The organism is Dyella sp. GSA-30, from assembly GCF_027924605.1.
In the GTDB taxonomy this organism is placed as follows: Bacteria; Pseudomonadota; Gammaproteobacteria; order Xanthomonadales; family Rhodanobacteraceae; genus GSA-30.
This window is the reverse complement of sequence record NZ_AP027042.1, coordinates 3,523,906-3,545,302: the sequence shown is the minus strand read 5'-3', so window position 1 is coordinate 3,545,302 and position 21,397 is coordinate 3,523,906. Positions and strand designations below refer to the sequence as shown.

12 protein-coding genes are annotated in these 21,397 nt (G+C 59.8%); 6 read left to right on the top strand and 6 right to left on the bottom strand.

All coding sequences use genetic code 11. The annotated features are described in order from the left end of the window. Nucleotides 1-560 precede the first annotated feature (560 nt). The 5 genes from QMG46_RS15335 to QMG46_RS15315 all read left to right on the top strand — a co-directional run bounded on the left by QMG46_RS15335 (nucleotide 561) and on the right by QMG46_RS15315 (nucleotide 12,083). Nucleotides 561-1,442, top strand: a complete 882-nt coding sequence (locus QMG46_RS15335; RefSeq protein ID WP_281848701.1) for a DNA-binding protein — start codon at nucleotides 561-563, stop codon at nucleotides 1,440-1,442. Between the two features lie 156 nt (nucleotides 1,443-1,598). Further along, complete coding sequence (locus QMG46_RS15330; protein WP_281848700.1) at nucleotides 1,599-3,308, top strand: hypothetical protein; 1,710 nt, start codon at nucleotides 1,599-1,601, stop codon at nucleotides 3,306-3,308. A 596-nt stretch (nucleotides 3,309-3,904) separates the two neighbouring features. After that, nucleotides 3,905-4,933, top strand: coding sequence for a carbon-nitrogen hydrolase family protein (locus QMG46_RS15325; protein ID WP_281848699.1), 1,029 nt, complete (start codon nucleotides 3,905-3,907; stop codon nucleotides 4,931-4,933). A gap of 117 nt (nucleotides 4,934-5,050) precedes the next feature. Beyond that, entirely contained in the window at nucleotides 5,051-5,749 is a 699-nt protein-coding gene (locus tag QMG46_RS15320) for a winged helix DNA-binding protein (RefSeq protein WP_281848698.1), read from the top strand. Next, nucleotides 5,727-12,083 carry a tetratricopeptide repeat protein gene (locus QMG46_RS15315; RefSeq protein ID WP_281848697.1) on the top strand — a complete coding sequence of 2,119 codons (6,357 nt, stop codon included), beginning with the start codon at nucleotides 5,727-5,729 and terminating at the stop codon, nucleotides 12,081-12,083. Before QMG46_RS15320 ends, QMG46_RS15315 begins: the two co-directional genes overlap by 23 nt. Before the next feature lie 16 nt (nucleotides 12,084-12,099). On the opposite strand, the gene QMG46_RS15310 is transcribed toward QMG46_RS15315, so the two are convergent. The 4 genes from QMG46_RS15310 to QMG46_RS15295 all read right to left on the bottom strand — a co-directional run bounded on the left by QMG46_RS15310 (nucleotide 12,100) and on the right by QMG46_RS15295 (nucleotide 16,461). Beyond that, on the bottom strand, nucleotides 12,100-13,209 hold the full coding sequence (locus QMG46_RS15310; RefSeq protein WP_281848696.1) for a tyrosine-type recombinase/integrase: 1,110 nt from the start codon (nucleotides 13,207-13,209) through the stop codon (nucleotides 12,100-12,102). Between the two features lie 255 nt (nucleotides 13,210-13,464). Beyond that, a complete protein-coding gene (locus tag QMG46_RS15305; RefSeq protein WP_281848694.1) occupies nucleotides 13,465-13,989 on the bottom strand; it encodes a hypothetical protein in 525 nt (174 codons plus the stop codon). A 492-nt stretch (nucleotides 13,990-14,481) separates the two neighbouring features. After that, entirely contained in the window at nucleotides 14,482-15,528 is a 1,047-nt protein-coding gene (locus tag QMG46_RS15300) for a hypothetical protein (protein WP_281848693.1), read from the bottom strand. A gap of 153 nt (nucleotides 15,529-15,681) precedes the next feature. Continuing rightward, on the bottom strand, nucleotides 15,682-16,461 hold the full coding sequence (locus QMG46_RS15295) for a DNA-binding protein (protein WP_281848692.1): 780 nt from the start codon (nucleotides 16,459-16,461) through the stop codon (nucleotides 15,682-15,684). 104 nt (nucleotides 16,462-16,565) lie between these two features. Between QMG46_RS15295 and QMG46_RS15290 the strand changes: the two genes are divergently transcribed. Continuing rightward, nucleotides 16,566-17,651, top strand: a complete 1,086-nt coding sequence (locus QMG46_RS15290; RefSeq protein ID WP_281848691.1) for a site-specific integrase — start codon at nucleotides 16,566-16,568, stop codon at nucleotides 17,649-17,651. A 68-nt stretch (nucleotides 17,652-17,719) separates the two neighbouring features. Here the strand turns inward: QMG46_RS15290 and QMG46_RS15285 are convergent, their stop codons facing one another. Then, complete coding sequence (locus tag QMG46_RS15285; RefSeq protein ID WP_281848690.1) at nucleotides 17,720-20,851, bottom strand: AAA family ATPase; 3,132 nt, start codon at nucleotides 20,849-20,851, stop codon at nucleotides 17,720-17,722. Next, complete coding sequence (locus QMG46_RS15280; protein ID WP_281848689.1) at nucleotides 20,848-21,387, bottom strand: ABC-three component system middle component 1; 540 nt, start codon at nucleotides 21,385-21,387, stop codon at nucleotides 20,848-20,850. The genes QMG46_RS15285 and QMG46_RS15280 overlap by 4 nt, the downstream gene beginning before the upstream one ends. Nucleotides 21,388-21,397: the final 10 nt, after the last annotated feature.

Here is a 21,397-nt window from a genome sequence, read left to right as displayed (position 1 = left end):
GAGTAAAAGCGACAAGTTCGCCTTGGCGCCAAGGCGGACTTGTTCGTGAGCGCTGTCGGAATCCGTGCCCGATTGATTAGTCAGTGTTATCGGGGTAGAAGAGGCGATCCCGGACGAGACGGGGAGGAGGGTGCTGGCGCGACTGGTCAACAAGCTGCCCGCCTGGAAATAGTCCATTACGGTGCCAACGCCGCGGTGCTCGGTCATTGCCATGACCTCGCCGAGCGGTGCGCCTTGCCGACCCGCCTCGGTAACGAAGCCCGAGCGCAAGCTATGCGCGGCCCAATCGCCGTCCCGCCCGGTGAGGGTCGCGCGACGCTACACCATCCGCGCGACATGGTCGCCGGTGAGGCCGGTAGCTTCGCACGGTGTTCGCCGCGGTGCCGGCGGACACGAAAGCCGCGGCGGCGTCCAGCGTAGCCAGGTCCAGCGGCGGGATCGCCTCGGTGAGCGTCAAAGGCCTATAATTCATTATGTACACCGTATAAAAAATACAGATTTTTGCCGATAAGGTCAGATAAACTGCCATTATCAGACCTAATCGACGCAAGGGGCAGGGCATGGCCAATGGAGTGCCGGAACACGAGGTGTGGGCCGCCGCGGATGCCGTGCTGGCCCGGGGCGAACGGCCGACCGTGGAGCGCGTGCGTACGGAGCTCGGCCGCGGCAGTCCGGCTCGTGTGGGTCAGCTGCTGGAGCAGTGGTGGGAGCACCTAGCACAACGCCTAAAGGGCCATGCGTTGTTGCCGGAGTTACCGGGCGAGGTGGCGCAGGCATTCGCGGAAGCCTGGCGCCTGGCGCTCGCGCACGCTGACACGACCGCGCAGGTCGCACTTCGGGAGGAGCACAACCGCCTGTTCGCCGAGCAAACGTCGCTGACGCAGGAGCGCAAGCTGTGGGAAATCGCGCTCGCCGAAGCGCAAGCCGATCTCGCCGAAGGCGCCAACAAGCTGACTCAGGGCGAGCTTCAACTCGCCGAACGCCAAGGCCTGGTCGACCGCCTCACCACCGAAGTCACCGATGCGCGACAACAGCGCGATCACCTGCAGATCCATGTCGGGCGCCGGGAAGCGGAGCTTGATGCGCTGCGGGCGGACCATGCGGCCGCGCAAGCGCACATCCGCTCAGTGGAAGACCGCGCGCATCAGCAGGTGGATCAGGCTCGCCTGGAGATCAAGGCGCTCAGGCAGCAACAGGAGCGGACGCAACGTGAGCACGAAAAGCAGGTTGCAAAGCTCATGGCGCAGTGTGACGCCCTGCGGGCGGCCGCACGGTCAGCCGAACAGGCGGCCGCCCATCAGGCCGGGCAGGTGGCCGCCCTCGAGGCGGCCGTCAGTCGGTGGCGGCGCGCACAAGCGACCAGCCCAAACCGTGCAACGGGTAAAGTGTCTGCAGCAAAGACCAACAGGCCTCGGCGACCAAAGAATAAGGATTCGCAATGAACCTAATTTCACGAAGGGCTGGTGCTGGCCATGATCATGGCGCACCAGAGCTGCCCGGCCAGCGCGTCAGATGAGCATGCCCGGGATTTGAGTGGGCCGACCGGCTTGAACCGGGTGCAGCGAAAACCTTGCTAACCCTTGCTGAAGGATAGATCCATGCTGCAGATCGCCACGGGCCGCTTGTTTTCTACGCCAGTGGGCCGCCAGAACCGCCTGCGCGGCGCGCTCTACACCAATGCCGTGATCTCTGACGAACTTGACCTGGAGGCAGTCGCTGGTCGCTTGCTTCCTTCATCCCTCCAATCTGTCCGCCCGAACGTGGTGATATATGAGTTCACAGAGTCCATGGAGGGAGATGACGAAGGGGCGGGCACGCTCATCTCCTCTGGCGTGGGGCCCTATCTTCGAGACTATGCAGTCGTGGTGTCATTCGCATTGAACTGCCTGTGCACACCTGACATTGATCTGGCGCGCCGGCTGGCCAGCGATCAACGCGGGGTGAATACAAGCGTCGCTCCGCAAAAGCTCGTTCGACGCTTCTTTGATCACGAGGTCTGGTGCCGGCCCGATGAATTGAGGTTTCTAGCCCAATTCACGGAGAAGCTTCTTGCCTTGCCGCGACGAACCTTTCTTGGCGTGATGCGTTCGCTCCGGACTTATGTCAACGCCATGCATCGTGTGGGCGACGACCTTGAGTTGGCCTACACGCTGCTCGTGGCATCCGTTGAGTCGCTGGCGCAGGACTTCGATGGCCACGAAAGTGACTGGGAGTCCGTAGACGAAGGCAAGCGTCTGGCGGTCGACGAAGCGCTGACGGGGGCTGACGAGGCGTTGGCGCTGAAGGTTCGAAATGCGATCCTCAAGGCGGAGCACGTGGCGCTGGCTCGGCGCTTTCGTGAATTTGTCACTGCAAACATAACGCCGGCGTACTTTCGCGCACCAATTTCGGCCGACGGCCCTCGCCTGGGGCGCGGGGAGTTGAATGAGGCGCTGCGCAATGCCTATCAGGCGCGCTCGAAATATGTCCATCAACTGCAGCGCCTGCCAGCTGTTGTGACGCTGGGGCACGCGTTTGGTGAGGCCACGCTCGTTGACCGCTCAACGCACCTCACACTTCAGGGGCTATCGCGCCTCATGCGCGACGTCATCATTGAATTTGTGATGCGCCAGCCGACGCTCGAAACGGAGCCCTACAGCTATCATGGGGAGCGCAGCGGCATCATTCAAATGCGCTTAGCGCCGCAGTACTGGGTCGGCGAGGCGAAAGGGGATCTTTCATCGCAAGGTCGCGATAGATTCGAGGGTTTCCTATCGCAACTGGCCGAGTGCCTGCTGGGTCTGCCGAACGCCGTCGTGACGGATCTTCGCCCAGTGCTTGCCGCAGCGAGCGCGGTGGCGCCCAGCCTAAAGAGGGCACAGCGCCTTCCGTATCTGGCCCTGCATTTACTGTTCAATCATTGCGTGCCAGAGGAGCATCGAGCGCCGACCTCACCGGTCATGACTAGATTCATCCGGGAGGAACTCGGGTCGCCAGGCGCAGAGTCTCTTGTTGCACACGCGCTTACCGATCGGTTGCCTACCTGGCCGCTGGCCGTCCACGAGAAAACCCTGCAGGACTATCTCGTTCGTCGGTCGCGCGCCAAAGGTCTGCGGCTCCCCGCGGTATTCGAAGTCGCGATAACGCTGGATTTGGCGGAGCGATTTCGATGTGCGGGGGATATGCATGCTTGTTTGGCTCTCGTCGCTCTAGCCGTTGAGGATCACCCCAGCATGGAGGGAATGCTTGCGCTGGAGGAATCCGTCGATGCCCGCGTGCCCATCCGCTGGCAAACCCTTTTGCCAGCTAAGGAGGCTGCCGAGGGATAAGGTGGCGACCCGCAGTCTGGAGGGGTGGACATTTTTGCCACTGGCGATAAGCATGTCCCGAAGGTCGAATCACTGATCGTGGAATAGATCGAGCGTTCACTTTCCTTCTGCGCAGATACGGAAATGGCGAGAATCAGCCTAATTGTCAGGGGTTTCACGTGCCGCTAGCCGAAGCTGCGGTGGCGCTGCGTGAAGAGTTCGATCGGGGCGCAACCGCTGAACGCGCCTTTGTATTGCTATACGCGTTTTTAGACGAGTCCCCCAATGGGCGCTTTGGCTGGGCCCCCTTGGGCCACAGATCGGTCACAGGGGTCAGTTCGGACCGGCATATACACGCCTGGAAGGATGCCCTTCGACGCTCCATCGACGATGAAACTCCGGTTGCGGGCTTGCTGGAGCTTTGTGGCGTGGGTGAGGTCCTTAATGCGGTGGCTGCCGCAGGGCGGATGTCAGCGGAGAACTCCAGAGACCTAGTTCTGACCCTCCGCACCCTTGATAGCGCCTTTCTGGGCGTGCACTCAGCCGACACGCTTTCGTCCGATGACAGTCCCGGACTGGCTCGCTTGCGGTCCCGCCTTTGGCGGGGAGAGCCCCTCATGCGGCACGGAGACCTGAACGTATTTCCGCGCCCCTCGCGTCACATGTTCCCTGAGGTGCGCGGCCAGTCGAGTCTGTCGGAGTTGTTGGATTTCCTGACGGTAGTGCGAACTGGCCCGAATCTTTCGCTCGACTATCAGCCACTGTTCGACACCCTGGCTTCCGAGGGCGGTGAATTCAGGCGCATCGGTATCATCCCCGCCATTCATTCGGCCGGGGAGCTTGTCTGGTCGAAGGTTGGGGAAGATCGCTACTCGATCGCCGAGACCGAGCCGGCGGATCTGGTGGCGAGCCGTGTGTGCCTGGCCCTGAACTGGCTAGCGGAGCAAGGCGCAGACCTTGTGCTATTGCCTGAGCTCGTGTCGGGGCCGCGGCTGGTGGCCGCAATCGCAGGCCACCTTGGCCGCATGCAGGGGCAGGGCTTAACGCCCCCCGCCATGGTCCTCGCGGGGACCTATATGGCCCAGGATGAGTATGGCCACCCCCGTAACCGCGCGGTCCTCTTGGATTCCGATGGCGTCGAGCTATGGACCCAGGACAAGCTTCATGCCTATCGCTTCACCGCCGACGAGCAGGGCCGGGCCGGGCACCCACTCGGCAAGGATGATGTCCAGGATCGGGACGAGCAGATCGCGGTAGAGCCCCGGACAATTGTGGTGGCGGACCTCTCGGCCGCAATGCGCGTTGTCGTTCTGACGTGCGAGGATTTCATTCAGGATCGCCCGCATCGAGCAACCTTGGCGGACATTGACATCACTGCACTGTGGGTGCCAGTGATGTCCGGCCCGCGCCCGGCGCCCCCCGCCCAAGGCTGGATCAACGATGCTGCCATGCATTACGTCCGTCATCCCGGCGCCACCAGCGTGGTGGCAAATTCGGGCGCACTGTTGGATGCCGCCCATCGGTCAGACCACTGGCAGTACAGCGAAGTCCGGGCCTCTCCGCGGACGGTGCCTCGCTGGGAGGCCCTTAAGGACGAGCAGGGGCTTCCAATCGCGTGGCTGGGCGTTCTTGATCGTGCCATGTAGTAGCGTACAATTGTAGACAATTGTGAGGTAGCATGCGCTATGCAACCCCGTTCGCAGACACTCGCTACGCTCCTCGAACCCACGCTTCGAGTATTAAGCCGACCCCAGGCGGCGGCCTTGGACGATCTCGTGCTGAAGGCGAGAAAGGCCCGATCTGCTATTCGTGACCAGCTTCGAGACGCCGGCGAATCGATCCACGTAGCGTCTTTCGAGCTGGGCGTTGCCACGTCCTTCATGACGCTTCTCAGCACCGCCGCTCAGCGAAGTCAACTGAGCGACGCCGTCCACCTGGTGCGGCAGTCAGCGCAAGGGTTGAGGGCACTGCATCAGATCGCTGTTTTGAATCGCCTGTCTACGCCGGCGAGCCAAGGCGATCTTGCCGACAAAATCGGCGCTAATCGCGGGAACTTCAATCGAACTATTCAAAAATTTGAGGCTGGCGGATTGGTGGAATCCGTGCGTAAGGGAGCGTCGCGCTATTACTCACTGACCCCACTTGGCCACGACGTCCTGGCGAGACTTCTACCGGGGTGGCGAGCGGTAGATCCCATCACGGGCGCCTTGCTCCAGTCGGAAGGCGAGGCGCTGGCAGCGGTAGACAAGGTGCTGGCGTTCTTGAAGAGCCAGTTCGAGAAGTTTGATGCCCCGGTAATTGTTGAACGGCAGTCTGGCCGCGCCACGGGATTCTCCGGTGCGCAGCGCCTGTATCTGCCAGCCACGGCAAAAGGCGCGCAGGCGGTTTACGCCGAGCTGAGGGCCTCATTCAAGTTCAACTCATCTCCGGAGCCAGTCCATGCCGAGCTTGAGGCCGCCTGAAGGTATCCCAGGCACCGATGCGTCCGCGAGCAAGCGCGGCTATTACTACCAGGATGTTGTCACTGCGCTTGCCTGGGTTGGCCTTCGCAGCGATCAGGTACTCTTTGTTGAAGTAGCCGAAGATTTGGCGGTAGCTTCGCCCAGTCGGACGGAAGTCCATCAGGTTCGGGATGTCGCGGCCGGACTGAGTTTGGTCAGCGCGCTGCCCTTCCTGCAGCGAGCCGTAGACCTTATCGAAAAGAACCCCGGCAATCGCTTGTCCTTCGTTTATCGGACCACGGCCGGCATCATTTCCGAAAAACATCCCGAGGACCGTCCCGCGGATGAGAGCGGATTGCGCTACTGGGGTGACGTCCAGCGAGGCGCGGATGCTGTGCCCTTGATCGACGTTCTTCGTCGACTGGCAGCACCGGACAGCTCGCTGGGCCGCTACCTTGCGCGCACCTCGGTGGCGGAAATTACTGAAGGACTGATTAACGCCATCGCGTGGGCTACCAACGAGCCAGGATCGCCTCTATTGCAGGCCGAACTATCCGATCGGATTGCGGCCTTTGCCCACGATGAGCTTGGCCAGCCGTGGACGGATGGTACGGCGTTGACTGCCATGGTAATCGACGCAGTCACTCGCACATCCTTCAATCCTGAAAAGGCCCTGCGCCGACTCACTCGCACCCAACTGGCGCTACTCCTTAAGCCCGCCGTAGCGAGGACCATTCCGGCTGCGGAATATCAACAATTGAAACGCGATGCCACACTCGCTCGCACCGCGCACGTTGGGCCGCTCAACCGTGAAATTGAGCTTCGATTGACGAAACTTCGCAAATCGCGAGTTTTTTTAGGGGATGGTCTGCAGACCGCCACACATCAGTTGGCGGCAGATGTGCGCGAGGACGGGCCCTTTGCCCTGGTTGCACCATCGCTACGAAGTCTAGTCTTGAGCTGGTGCGCCAGGCTCATGACTGAGCTCGATGCGGATGCGGCCAGGCGCTACCTCCTTGAAGCCATCTCGCTCGGTGGCTCCGACAACACTGAGCTCGTGCAGGCGCTCTTGCTTGGGAAGACCGACTCGGAAGCCGCGCTGCAATCCATCCTGCATCGGACCGATCCGGCCGCCAACACCATTCGTTACCTCATCCATCGACGAGCGGACGTCAATCCATTTGAGTGGCTCCAGCGGGCCAACTTACAGCCGACTGATTTTGATCCTGATGGCAACTTCATGGTGCTATGGGACTACTTGCAGCGGCAACAATGGACCGATGCTACCGACTGGGCGGGCATGATCCCCGAACAGGCCTTCGAACAATATCCCGCACTTTACTGGGGAACGGCCATTACCTTACTGGCCAATAGCATCTCCGACCCACTGCAGAGTCTCGCCCTGGACGGCGTACCGTTGACGCGCGATGTGCCGCTACGCGCCGATGCGAGCGCCTTGTTGGCGCGGCAACGGTCTGCTGACCTCTTTCAGCGTTTTGCGGACGCGGCGGGCAGCTTGGACATTCCGCATCAACAAGATGCCGCCGTCGAGTACAGCCTTTGGCTGCGATTGAGCGATCAGCAAACGAGAGTCGAGGCCACGCTTGAGCTTGCCGCCGCATGGGAGTCGTCTGGGCACAATTCGCGCTGGATTCCACTTGTGCTCATGGCGCGCCTACCTCTCGACATTGCACGGGAAGCAGAGGAGATCGACCAGCGCAGTGCCCGATACGGCTCGATCAATTTCCTGGACGCTCGAGCCAGGCTCGCACTCGCGATCGCCATGCCGCCTGCCGAATGGGTCGATAATCTGGGAGTCATTCGCGACGCGCTGACGCCGCATTTTACGACGGCGTCTCTCGAATACTTGGAAATACAGGCACTGGCCGGGGCCGGCCGGATAGAGGCCGCTAAGGAGGCACTGGAGCGTGCGAGCGCCATCTCCGGCCCATTGGCTACAAGGTTACAGATCGAAATCGGTGAGATTGCGGATGCCGAACGGGCCGAGATCGACGTACTTGAAGGAACGGATGGCGACCCAATTGCCAATCTCCGCAATCGATTGGCTCTCTATCAGAAGCTGAGGCGGCCAGCCGCCGCCTTGAAGGCGGCGACAGAGCTCTTTGCGCACACTCACAACGTAGCCGATGCGGAGGCGGTAGTCGCCTTACTGAAAGAGCAGGGTGACTGGCGGTCCATCGAGCGATTCCTTGAGGACCAGGACACCTATCGAAATCAGTCGAATCAACTGCTGGGGGATTACCTCCAGGCACTGTTCCTCCATGGTCGCTGGCAGGATCTAAAGAACATCGTTGCTGAGCATCCGAATGTCGTCGTGAATCCGGCCACATTGCAGGTCCAGGTGGCGGTGCTGTCCGGTGATTGGGATGCGCTGGGCGTGATGCTCGAAAATGCCCTCCTGGATGACCAGATGCCCGCCACCGAGCAGCTCATGTTCGCGAATCTGGCGGTCGCACTGGGTCGACTCCCGGCGGCTAAGCGCCTGACCTACGCCGCGGCGACAAAGAGTGAGAATGATGTCGGCGTCATGCTTGGCTGTTACACCCTTGCCGTTAACGGGCGATGGGAAAATGAATCCAGCGCCGCGCGCTGGATGCAACGCGCGATCGAACTTTCCGGACCAGAGGGACCAGTGCAGGCCAAGAGCCTGGAAGACTTGATCGCAATGGCCCCCGAATGGCATCAACGCGTCAACGCGTTAAATGAAGGACTAGCCAAGGGTGAGATTTACCTGGGCCTTGTGGCGCAACAGTTAAGTCGCCCCCTTACGTCGATCGTGCTTGGAACGGCACTAGCCAATCGGCGCGAGTCAAGTTTCGCCAAACGGCAACCTGTAGGCTGTTTTGCGGGCGCACGTAAGCCAGACCCCCAACAAGTGCCTGACAAGATCGCGATCGACCAGACGGCTTTCCTTACTCTGGCCTACTTGGGATTGCTTCCCAAGGTACTGAGTTCCTTTGACGCAATATGGGTTCCCCACATGATCGGTGCGTGGCTCTTCGAGGAGCAACGCGAGATCAAGTTTCATCAGCCCAGTCGCATTTTTGACGCCAAACAGTTGCTCAACCGTATCGCAGCCCAGGCGGTCCATCTGGCGCAGATTGACGGGCGAGCATCTCACTCCTTGGTTGCAGCCGTAGGTAGTGAGCTCGCCGACTTAATCCACGCCGCAGAGGTCGATCGGTCAACGGGGACCGACGCTTACGTAATTCGAGTTGCGCCAGTGCACTTGATGGGCTCATTGGGCCACGCAGAAGCAGATCTGTCAGCGCACGCCTCGGTACTCCGGAGCTTACACGAACTCGTTGCTGCGCTCGCTCAAAGCAGCCTGCTTGATGATCGCCAGCGTGAACGAAGCAGCCATTTCCTACGCGGGCACGACACTGGCTGGCCATTTGATCAATCGATTGCCCCTGGGGCTTTGTTGTACTTGGATGATGTCTCCGTCGCCCACCTGCACACGCTAGGTCTCTGGGAAAGTGCAGGAGAGATGTTTCGCTTGCGGATCCACCCGGAGACGCAACGTGAAGCGCTTGCGCTGTCACAGCAGGCCGATTCGGAAGAAAAGCTGGAAGAAGCGCTGGAAGAAATTCGACGATTCTTGGTTGAGGGACAAAAAGCCGGAAAGGTCCAATTTCTTTGGAGGCCCGCCGAAGAAGCACCGCCCGAGAGCAGTGCTGAAACTCGCAGATTCCTCATGCTCCAGGCTCTGGAGCCAGAAGCAAAGGTCGAGGCCATTGTTGTTGATGATCGCGCCGCCAACCGATATGGTCATTTCTCCTATCCCGATGGACGCACCGTTGCCTTTATTTCCTCACTGGATGTGATCGAGGCACTGAAATGCCGTGACGCCTTGGATGCTTCCGAATACATCGGTATTCGAAACGAACTTCGGCGTAGTGGCTACGTATTCATTCCGGTCGTGGAAGACGAGCTCGATCGCGCCCTCGATGGAACCGTGCTTCGCGGCGATCAACTCGTTGAGTCGTCGAGTATCCGAGCCATTCGGGAAAACTACTTGCTAGCCCAGGCGTCGAATGTTTTCCGGTTTCCCTTGGATGCCAACTGGATGCTATCGACCCTGGATACGGTGACTTCTGCGATTACCACACTGTGGAGCACGGCACCCAACGACACGGCAACACCCGCCAAAGCGGACCTATTGCTCACGCTTACAAGCTGGGATGGTTTCCTGGCTCAGATGCCCGGCGAATGGACTGGGGATCGGATGGATCAAATTGACGCGATCGTCATCGGGCGGCTCTTGCTCAACAGAGAGGTCCCCGCATCATCACGCGAGCAGTACAACGCATGGCTGGACACCGCCATGCTGGCTCCACTTCAGGAGTCCCGTCCTCGGGTGCTTGAAATCGTATGTGTCAGTTTGAAGCTTCATTTTCATGGCCTGGACGCCTACATAGCCGAGCGAGACCCGAACTTTCCACCCGACAAACTCAAGGCTGCGGCCGGTCATTTATTCACTCAATTTGTTAATGAATTCCCGGAAACTATTCGCGAACAACTGTTCGACGACGACCAGCTTCTCCAGAAGCTCGGCTTGACCCGTTCAGCTCAAGTGATCGCTCACGTTGCAGGGGAGCCGACATTTGATATCGCGCATCTTTATGAGGCGGCAGCACACACCTTTCTTGGTGATTCGGGGGCGATCAATATCCGTGATGGCGAAGGGATGCAATGGTCTGTCACGCGCATCTCAAGCTATGACGTCGAATGCACCGATGCGGCCTCGGAGCGCCGTGTGCGCATACAGCACGCCGCCCTGGTTGCAGCGGACCCCAGTGTGCGATTGAGCTATTTAAAGGAATTGGCGAGCGACCATGCATTGAGTGAAGCGCAGCTCTCGGAGTGGTTTTCATCGGTGCAAGTCGCCCCCTTGGAGCCCTCGCGCTTTCGCGAATTGGACAATGATCTAAGGGACTCCGTGCTTGGCATGAGCCGCGCGATCGAGAGTGCGTTTTCGCAGGGCGGGGCAAGCACGCCTATGCTCATTCCACTGTCCCCTCGGTATTGGTCCCGCCTCGGCATGCCAATTGGCCAGGCGCGGACGCTCGATGAGTTTGTGTCGGAAGTAGATGCGCGGCCCGTTTCGAGCGTGCAGGATCTATCCCACGCGCTCTTGTGGTCTTCGCATCCCCGGCTGGCCCCCATTACTGGAATCCAGGGCTTGAGCGCTGCGGAAGTGCGCGATCTCATAGATCGACTCCTTCCGGTCGCAGACCTATGGTCGCTCACGGGACTCATTGAAGCTGTAGTTTCCCGAGATGATGCATTTACGGATTTGCTCGACCCTCTAACCAACGTGGTCGAGACCTTTGCCTCGGCTACGCGGCAGGAGGGCGGGCGACTGCGACTAACCATTGCGCTTGGATCGGCGGTCGATCAGGTGCTGCATTGCTCCGGACTGCTTGCAGGCTACCCACCTTTCTGGCGTCGTTACATCAGTTTTTCTCATGCGGCACTCATTGAGCGATGTGCCCTCTCGACAGGCCTGGATTCGGCACTGTTGAGCCAGTGGGGTGAGCAAGCGGCTTCGCAATTCCAGTCGGCGACACTGCCTGACTTGGTGACGGAGCCGCGCTGGAATAGCTTTATGTTCGTCTCAGGGCAACTTGAACAAGAGCTAATCGGTCGCGTGCTTACGCCTTTGGAAGGGTATAGGGAGCAGTGCTCGGGGAGGCTCAAAGAGATCCTGTTTGGTGAGCATGAGGGTTCCCTCCAATCCCGTCGGATGATTTTCTTTAGTGTGTTGCCAGGGCCACTGGAGGGGGCGGTCGAACCGCCAGAATTACTCAGTGCGCTGCTCGAGGAATTACGAGCCACGCTCAATAGTGCGGAGCTACCCGCCTATCGTCGACTGGTCGCCTCAGCCCATCTGGCGTTTCTGGGGAAAGTTCCAGACGGCATATGGGATGAGTTTGAAGTGGCAATGCGGGAACTGGTCGCCCTGGATGTGTCTGCGGATGAGCGGGAGCTGTGGAATCCGCTGTGCCTTCGCCTATCGCACCTCGTGACCTATTCACGTCGCGCATCGATGAAAGCGGCGTTTCACGAGTTCCTTTCCAGCAGAAAGGAACTCGACATGGGATTGCGGCTCTACGCTGGCATTACCGCGTGCGGAGTGCACTGTCAGTGGGATGACTGGGGGGCGGCAATCGCTCAGTTTCTGGAGCCTGTGGTTGGCAAGGCGAACAGCAAGGAGGCAACTCAGATCTTGCAGTTCGTCGGAGGGATCACGGACGCACACCAGACACTGAGGGTGCCGCTGGGACGCACATTGGCGCGCCTGCATGCCATTGCACGCGGATTGCGCTAAGGGCTTCAGGGCGAAATCAATCGTTGCGACCAGGCCCGGAGGAATCCTCAGGGGACAGCGCAGCACGGCGCGAACGAAGATCTGCCATGGCGTTGACGCCGGCAGTGGATCGTCGGGTGTAGTACGTGACCATCCGATCAGTCTTCCATCCGCCGGCCTGTTGGATTTGTGTCCCGGTCGCCCCGTGCTCCGCCAAGTCATTCGCCGAACCAATGCGCGCCGAATGCCCGCTAATGACTCCGGCATTTTCCAGTCCAGCGACCTTTGCACGCCGCCGAAAAATGCGCGCCACCTCCTGTGGCAACAGCGAATCGATAGATGTGCCGTTTACCTTGGGTCGCCCGCCAGTCGGGCGGAAGAGGGGGCCTTCCGTGATGTTGGCGGCGGCCTGCCAGGCGCGCACGCGCGCGATCGTCTCCAGACTCACAAAGCGATAATCCGGTGCCGCGCCGTCTTGGTTGGTCTTGGAGAACGGCACATGCAACGACCAGGTGTTGCGGCGCCGGTTGTGGTGCAAGTGCTCGACCCAAATGCCCACCAGTTCCGATTCGCGACACAGCGTATCGGACGCCATCGACAGCAACGCCGCATCGCGTAGATCGCGCGGGCTGTCACCCAACGACGCGAGGATGGTCTCGATGCCCGCCATGTCGAGTTCACCGGCCTGCTTGCGTGCGTGTCCACCGGTCGTTTTCAGGCGACGGATCAGCTTCTTCCATTTGACGGGCCAGTCCGGATCCTTCGACGGACTCGGCAAGCCCGCGGCGATATGCACCAGGCCCACCGTGTACAGATAGCGATCCACCGTGGCGCGCTTGCGCCCCTTGCCGATCGCCGCGGACAGAAACGTTTCCAGTTGCGCGACGGAAGCGGGCAGGGGTGTGGCACCCGTGGCTTCGCACCAGGCCAGGTACTGCGTCCAGTCCGAACGCACCGCCTTCACCGTCGCCGGCGCACTACCTTCCGCAAAGTCCGCGGACCAGCTGGCGAGTCGTTCGAGTACCGCTTCGACGGACGCGGCCAGCGCCGGTCGCGGCGCGTGGATGTTGGGCGCAATGGCCGGCACCGCGGTCAGGTCCTGCAGTGCATCGACGACACGAAGGGGAAGGGTGGTCGGCTCGGTCACGATGGGCATCCCGGGGCGCGCAAGGCGGCGCCGATGACCCATGATAGCGAATAAGTGCCATTATTGGCTATATAAAAATGATATATATATGCATATATATCAGTAATTTATACGATCTATTTCGCATAATAGCGCCAGATCAGCCCAACACTCGCCTGGCCCGCACTGCCGGATCAATTGATGCTGATTGGAGGAGCCGTCAGCGCCGTCTATGGCTTTACGCAACTGATGCGATTGCGGCGCTTGCTGCCGCTGCTATTCCAGATCCAACACCCACGCAGCATCGCTTACCGCCAGCGCAACAACAGCTTCGGGAGCAATCGGGAAAACTTCCGCCGGTGTTCGAGCTCTTGTATCTAACTGACCTTCTCGCTCTGCGATACCCGAGGAAGAGGCCGCCTCCGCCAGGGATAGTTCACTGAGTGAGCCCCGGAGCTCATACATCCACCCGAGGCGTTCCCAGCCCCCGGGGTCTGCCGAATGGGTGAGCGATGGGATTTGGCTCAGTGCTTTTAGCAATTCCGAAAAGCGCGGATGAACCGATCCATCGGAAGCAAACTGGAACGGCGGGTGATAGAACGTCCGGTCAGATGCAGACCAGACACCCAGCAACCGCCCAAGGGCGCGCTCTTTTGCAGCCAGCTCTTTGCATGCCGAGGCGGCGGGGGCACCAAGCCGGCGACCGGCCATCTCCGAGGTAGGCCATGCTTCAGCACGAGCCTTCTCAAGCAGGCTGTCGCGGTACACGATTGCTGCGCTGATACTGGGTGCATGGGTCATAGAATGAAGTGTACGGTGTCTGTGGCGCCGTAATGCCGCCAAAGAATCACGAGCTACATGCGCCGATGGCAAATATAGGGGGCTTCATCAAAACGCACCAAAGACTGGGCCAGCGTAGAAGCCCGGGGTTGCCGTGCAATGGCACAGTCTTCGGTGCGTTTAGAGGTGATGGCCCAGTTCTAGGTGTCGAAATGGCGCAGCCTACATGCCGCAACGGCACAAACTCGGCTGTCGCAGTCAAGGAACGCAGCCATGCGAGGGCCATGCCAGCCCGGCGGCGGACGCGCCTAAATTGCGCATAATGTATATTATGTCAAATATCGTTCTAGCCATGCTGCTGCTGAAAATCTCGCCCGGCACTGAATTGCCGGAATGAGCCGCATTGAATGAACGATTGGAAGCCAATGACCGAATTGGCCAATGGCTCCTAACTTCCAACGCTAGATCATCTCGATCAATAGCACTCTGCCAACGGTTTGAGGTTCCGGTCTTTCAGGGCAACTTCCGCGAGCGTAGATGATGCCGGCGCTGAGGCCAGTCGAATAAATCGCAGCGCCTTGCCTTGAACACCGGCATATATACGAAGATCGCCTGGCAACAAGTAATCCCTACAAGAAAACCAATAATTCCAGACGCCCGGAGCGAGGGGATCAGACCGATAGCCAGGATACAAACCACGATCGTTCCGAGGGCATACGCCATTGTTCTTAAGTCAATATGGATTGTGGCAATTTCCGTGAAAACCACGGATACACGATCCGTTCCTGTTTCTTCCACGAGTTGCTCGCGGCGGACATCCTCCAGATCCAATGGTCTGTGAGCGAGCCGCTCAGAAGTTTGCGCCTGCATGGTATCCATATAACCCATTACTTCTCTGGGCTTTGGCATTTCTCCGGGCCAGCTTCTTGAATGGCGTACCCCGTATGCTTGTAACAGCGGCAGTACCAAGCCAGGAGCACTCAACCGATGTAAATATCGATCATCAAGGATCGCCCATACTTCCTCTCGATCTCCGAATTCGATTTCATATGTGCGGATGCGCTCTGCTGCTGGATAGTCGCACTTCGTTACAAATGCCGGTATGAATTCCTCCCCCATGGCAGCGAGAAACCTCACACGATTTTTCCCTTCGTGACTAGCAACGATGCCGAGGCCACTAATCAAAACGTACTCTGCACCCGCATGATCACCGTAAACAGCGCGATCAGGATGCATCACAATCTCACGACGATGTTCTCGGTCAGTCGCATTCAGATGCTCAAATCGCCAGTTGTGACTGTCTCCGATCACCAGTTCAGTCGGCACCCATGCAGACATGCCCTGCGAATCCGACCTGCCAATAAAAGGGATCAGTGTTCGTACAAAGTCCCACGGGTTGCTGGAGGTTTCCCGAATAAGTCCTTCTGGAATCGCCCATCGATGCTTTCCGTAATGTGCCCAGTCGTCAATTTCGTGTTTTATACGAACAAACCTGACAACCTCACGCCGAAGGTTTTCACTCAGATCAAAAGAGATCATGGATACGAACGGCTGGCTCATTGCGCTGCCTGGGTCATGTTCCTCGCGAGGGAGGAATAAAAGAGTTGTCGAGACATTGGTCTTAGTGCTCCGAAAGCAAGGCAGATATTAATTTAAGACGCATCCTTTGGCCCTCGAGTTTTGCTCCCTTCCCTGCTGCCACGAGGACCGGGGCTACTTCTTGCGCCGTTCCGTTGCCTTTGGTCGTGCTGGTGATTTGGCTTTGCTCGCCTTGGATGATGCTTTGACTACCTTCTGCTGGGAGAGTGCTGCTTCCAGTGCAGCAGCACGACCGGGAAGCAACTTGGTTTCCTGGCGTGCACGGTCCACTTCCTGATGAGCGCGATTCTCTGCGTCACGCATATGCGCAGTATGCTGTTCGCGTTCGATGCGCATGGCCGTGCCCAGCAAGGCTTGCTCGGCACGTAGTGCTTCGATCTCCGCGCGCTGCTGATCCGTTATTGCCTGTACGCGATCACGTTGTTGAAGCACGTCATCGCGTAAGGCATGGCTGTCCCGTAATTGGCCATCCAATGTGGCGCACGCATGTTCGACCAGCTCCCGGCGCGCTTGCGCTTGGGCAACCGCCATTTCGGCCTCAGCCAGGGTGGCGGCCCAGCGAGTGCGCTCATCCGCGAGACGCGCTTCGGCGGCGGTCAGTGCGGCACGATCGTCACTCAGCCGTGCTTGGAGGAGAAGGTCGGCATGCTCGACCGCGACACGCCACAGCTCGGCCATCGCCTGCCCCACGTCAGCCGGGATTCCGGGCAGCGACTGAAGACGATGCAACCGTTCGCCGAGGTTGACGCGCCAAGTATCGAGCATGCGCGTAACAGTGTTCGGTGAACCGGTCCCCAATGCTGCGCGAATCTTTTCCACGGTCGGATTCTCGCCGGCGGTCAATAAGGCGTCAGCGGCCCTATTGACCTGCTCCTGAGTGATGCCTCGTGCCATACCTCGGTCCCCTTGATCAGTGCCCTGCCCTTACCTTGACGTACTCGCGATAAGTGATGATTATCGTGGATAGACACCCTATTTCGTATTATACATTACATATTATGAAAGATATTTCCACGATTTCCCCCCTCGCCCACCCCGCTTCCAGCTTGGCGCTGCCAATCCAGTTGGCCCAGCAAGCGGCCGATGCGGTGCGCGAACTGCTCGCCGAGGCCGCGGCCGCCAACACCACGCGCAGCTACGCCAGTGCCCTGCGCTACTGGGCCGGCTGGCACGCGGCCCGCTACGCCATCGAACTGGCGCTCCCGGTGCCGGAAGCCGCCGTGCTGCAGTTTGTGGTCGACCATCTGGTGCGGCGCTCAGCCGAGGGCGAGCTGGCCTGGGAACTGCCGCCGGCCGTCGACCAGGCGCTTGTCGCCGCGGGGCTTAAGGCCAAGCCGGGCCCGTGGACCCTGGCCACCGTGCGCCATCGGGTCGCGGTGCTGTCCACCGCCCACCGGCTTAAGCAGCTGCCGAACCCGTGCGAGCAGCCGGCGATCCGCACAGTGCTCAGCCGCGCGGGCCGGGCGGCGGTCAAGCGCGGCGAGCGGCCACACAAGAAGACCGCGATCACCCTGGCCGAGCTTGAGGCGATGCTCGCCACCTGCGACGACAGCCTGGAAGGCCTGCGCGATTGCGCCCTGCTTTGCTTCGGCTTCGCCAGTGGCGGCCGTCGGCGCAGCGAGATCGCCGCCGCCGATCTGCGCGACCTGCGCCGGATCGGGCCGCAGGCGTATATCTATCGCCTCGAGCACAGCAAGACCCAGCAAGGCGGCGTTACCGCCACTTCGACGCCGGACAAGCCGGTGCTCGATCGGGCAGCCGCGGCGCTGGAAGCCTGGCTGGGTGCCGCCGGGATCACCGAGGGGGCGATCTTTCGGCGGCTGTGGAAACTCCGGGTCGGCCCTGCCCTGTCACCGGCCGCTGTTGGCGAAATCGTCCAGCGGCGCGCCAAGTTGGCGGGGCTTGAGGGTGACTTTGGTGGACACAGTCTGCGCTCGGGCTTTGTGACTGAGGCGAGCCGCCGGGGCGTGCCGTTGCCGGCGATCATGGCGATGACCGAACACCGTGCCGTATCAAGTGTCATGGGGTACTTTCAGTCCGGAGGAGCTGCGGGCAATCCGGCAGCACGACTCCTTGATTCGTAGGGCCTACTGGTTGTCGATTACGATGACAGCTCGGCCATCTTTGACAAATGTTGGACAGTGGCGAACTGCTATCCGGCAGCGGCATGCGGAATTGCAGTGCGTGGCGAGTGCAGCTTCCATTCGACTCCCTCCCGACCGGTACCTAAAAGGTTGAGCAGGGAACATGGAATGCCGCGCGAATCGAACTTGCGCCTGAGGAACTCCGCCTGCGCGACATCATGTGTCGAGAGCAGCAATTGATAGCGGCGATCCCGGACGATGTTGCCCATCAGGTCAGCGAAGGCCGACGCGTGAATGGCATCATTATGCTGCAGGGGGTCGTCGAGAATCAGCGCGCGCCAGCGTGACCAAGGATAAGTGAGGCTCGCCGCCGCAAGCATGCTAACTCCAAGCGCGGCCATTTGCCCCTCGCTATGGACAAGAGCGGGATCGATATCACCTATTCCCTCAGGGACTTCGCCTGTCTTGTAAGCAACCTGCTCGATTTTCTTGTTCTTTACCTGTAGGTCGATACCAATTCGTGGGTCGCACAAGATCGCAAGATTAATCTGCTTCATCAGATCGTCGAGCGGCTCGATATAGGCTGCGTTGAAGTCCGCTACTTGGTCTAAAATATCTGCACTGGCCGCGCGCGCGATGGCCTTGGTTTCCGTCGTCGCCTCCTTCAGCCGGCGACGCGTGCCGGCGACAGTCTCAGCCGCCGTGCGGATTTGGTCGCGATCGCTGTTCGGGGCGCCGTCGATTGCTTCGCGTAAGCGCTCAAGAGCCGAGCGATGGCTTTCCTGCCGCGCCCATGCAGCTGCGCTATCGGTGAGCTGCTGCAATATGTCTTTTGCACGGTCCAGACGCTCGATTGCACGTACGAGAGCGGCCTTGCCGCCATTCGCCTCGACCTGATTGGGCTGTGTCCCAGTGAAGCCGAGCTCGCCCCACGCACGTCGGTCTTCGTCAAACGCTCTGCGGTAGTCTGCTATGCGAAGAGTTAGGTCTGCCATACGCGCCGTGAGACTTGCATCCTTTGCCCTTGCTTCCGATAGCGCTGCGTCAGTCTCAGTCAGCGTTTTGATAGCCTGATCTGCCGCTGCTTTGGCCTGAGCGAGCGCGGTTTCTCCGGCGATATAAGCGTCCTGATGATCGTGATCTGCCGTTCCGGAGTCCAATCCCAGCATCCCTTCTTGCGCGATGACGTTGGCCAGAGCCGCCTCGGCGGCCTGGCGTGCGAGACCTGCATGCCGGTCGGAAGATTCCTTGGCACGGACAAGGTCGCCCCGGCGTTTGATCGCTCCGGTTAGTGCCTGGGCAAGCGGTGTACCGGAAACATCGTTTAGGCGTTGCCGCCAATGTTCTAGGCGTCGGAAGCGCCATGACAGGCGATTGGCGGACTGCAATGCCTCATCGCGCAGTCGCGTCACCGCGGAGACGTCAAGCACGTCCGCTACTCCTAAGACGGCGGCAAGATCGGCATTCACAGCAGCTTCGGCGACGACCTTCTTCTCAGTGTCACTAATCCGAGCGAGTACGGCGCGCTGCTCGGCTAGTTCCTCTGTCAATGCTTCGCGTTCTTCGGTGGCGCGGACAACGTGCTGCTCCTGTGCCACGAGGAGTGGCGCCAGGCGTTCTGCCGCACCTGATGCTCGTTCGCGCAATAGGGATGGCTGATCGAAATGAGTCGCGCAGACCGGGCAATGACACACGTCCTCCGGGAGATGAGTCGCAATTGTCGTTACCGCCTGCGATATCGCCCCCGTAACCTGTTGCAGCTGATGAAGCACCTGTCTCTGGCTGATTTCCCTTGACCGTGCGCTTTGTTCGGAGATCTCCAGCTCGCGGATATTCCGGTCGATGTCGGGAGAGGCGTCACGATCACGATTGAGGGCGCGGCGCAGCTGGTCCAGTTCTTCAGCGCGATCAAGCCACTGCTTGCACTGATCCCGTTGCCGGTTTGCGTCGACGAGTTCTCTGGTGATGCGGTCGGAATCCACTCGAAGCCTCGCGACGATCGCGCCGCGCCGGTCGAGCATCAATGTCCCCCTCTCGAATCCGATAAGGGCCGCATCTGCCGCCTCAGCCCTTGCCATAGCTTCCGCTACCGCATTATGTTGCTCGCGATATTGTTCGACGGCGGCACGCAGCGAACTGAGCGAATTGAAGCGAGCAGCAGCAGTGACCTGCATCTCTAGCGCCCGCGTCGCGACCTCCTGCTGTGGAATACGAGTCGCCGCTAACTCCTGCGATCGCGCGGCCAGTCGGATCTGCTCGGTCTGAGTTTCTTCGAACGCCGCATCGGCCTCGACCAGTAACCTTGTACGGCGTCCAGACTCCTCGACAAGCTGCTCTGCTCGGCGCAATTGTGCCTCCCTATTGCGAACCTGGGCCCGGGCATCATTCCATATCGCGGTAAGCTCGCCGAGTTCAATCGCGGCAGTTGCTTGCTGAAAGATCGGTCCTAGCGTGAATTCCGTACGCGCAGCCTCGATCTCAATCAGCAGTGATCGACCAAGGGTGGCTGTGCTCACAGGATCGAGCGCGCCTTGCGCCTGGGCCCCTTTCCAAAGTTCAGCCTCCTGCGCGAGGAGCTCATCAAGCCGATCAACTTCTTTTTCGAGCTGATCGATGCGTCGGGAGAATGCCCTGGAAGCTATCGTATTGCCTTTTCCGTGCAGAGCGATGGCGAGCTCTTCGATCTCCCGACTTTGCGCGGCTTCCTTGAGCATTTCGAAGCGCTCGGCCGCTGTCCTATGAGTGAGACGCGACAGTGTCGATTGGCCCAAGAAATGCGTGAGCAAAAGATAATGCTGCAAGGACTGAATCGTATGATCCCAGGCTGGCGCTTTAAGGAAAGCGCCGATATTTTCGATATTCCCACCGCGTACAGAATTCGTCGCCTCGGCAGAAGACAGCATCCGTTCTATCGAGCTGCCGTCGGAGAACGTCATGGCTGCGCTCGTCGGGCCGCCATCTCCATTGCGCCAGCGACAGAGATATTTGCCGACTTTCTTTACGCCATTAACATCGCGAAAATGATCAATCTTGTCGGTCAATGTCCATTCGAGCGCGTCGAAGAGCGACGATTTTCCGAGGCCATTGCTGCCATGAACAATGAGAACAGACGGCTCTGCCGGCAAGTCAATGTTGAGCTCCGCAAAGCTCCGAAATTGCTTGAGACGGATGTTGGCAAGGTAGAGGCTGTCGTCCATCATGATGGCTCTCGCGACGTCGTAAGGGCTGCGACCAAATTATCGGGATCGTCATGGATTTGGTTTGCGAGGCCGACCCACTGAGCCGCCGTCTCCTGAGACAGACCATGCTTTTCTAGCGTGCGCAGGACCAGTCCCTGATTACGGTCAAGAGGAGCACTCTGGAAGCTCGGCGCACTCTTCCACGGCGTGGCAAGGAAAGTCCTGGCAACGAATAACGCATAGCTTTGGTCGAGGTCGTCCGGGTTAGGGATCCAGATCAATTTTCGGCAAACATTCTCATCGCGTTCAGCCAGGTCGAGCGCAGCGCGCCAGTCCCGTAGCGGATCAGGAGGCAGTGCAATTAGCATTATATGCGCGTTGATGACCTCCTCGGCGGTCATGTAGGAGCGGGCTATCACCATTTGGGTGTGGAGGCTGCGGAGAGATGCACGTATGTCGTCGAGATCGCCAAGCTCGATGGAGGCGATCAGGACAGGGTAGTCGCCCAAGCGCAATCCGATGGCATCCTTGGGCAAACTCTTCTCGGTCGCGTCCACATGCCCTCGA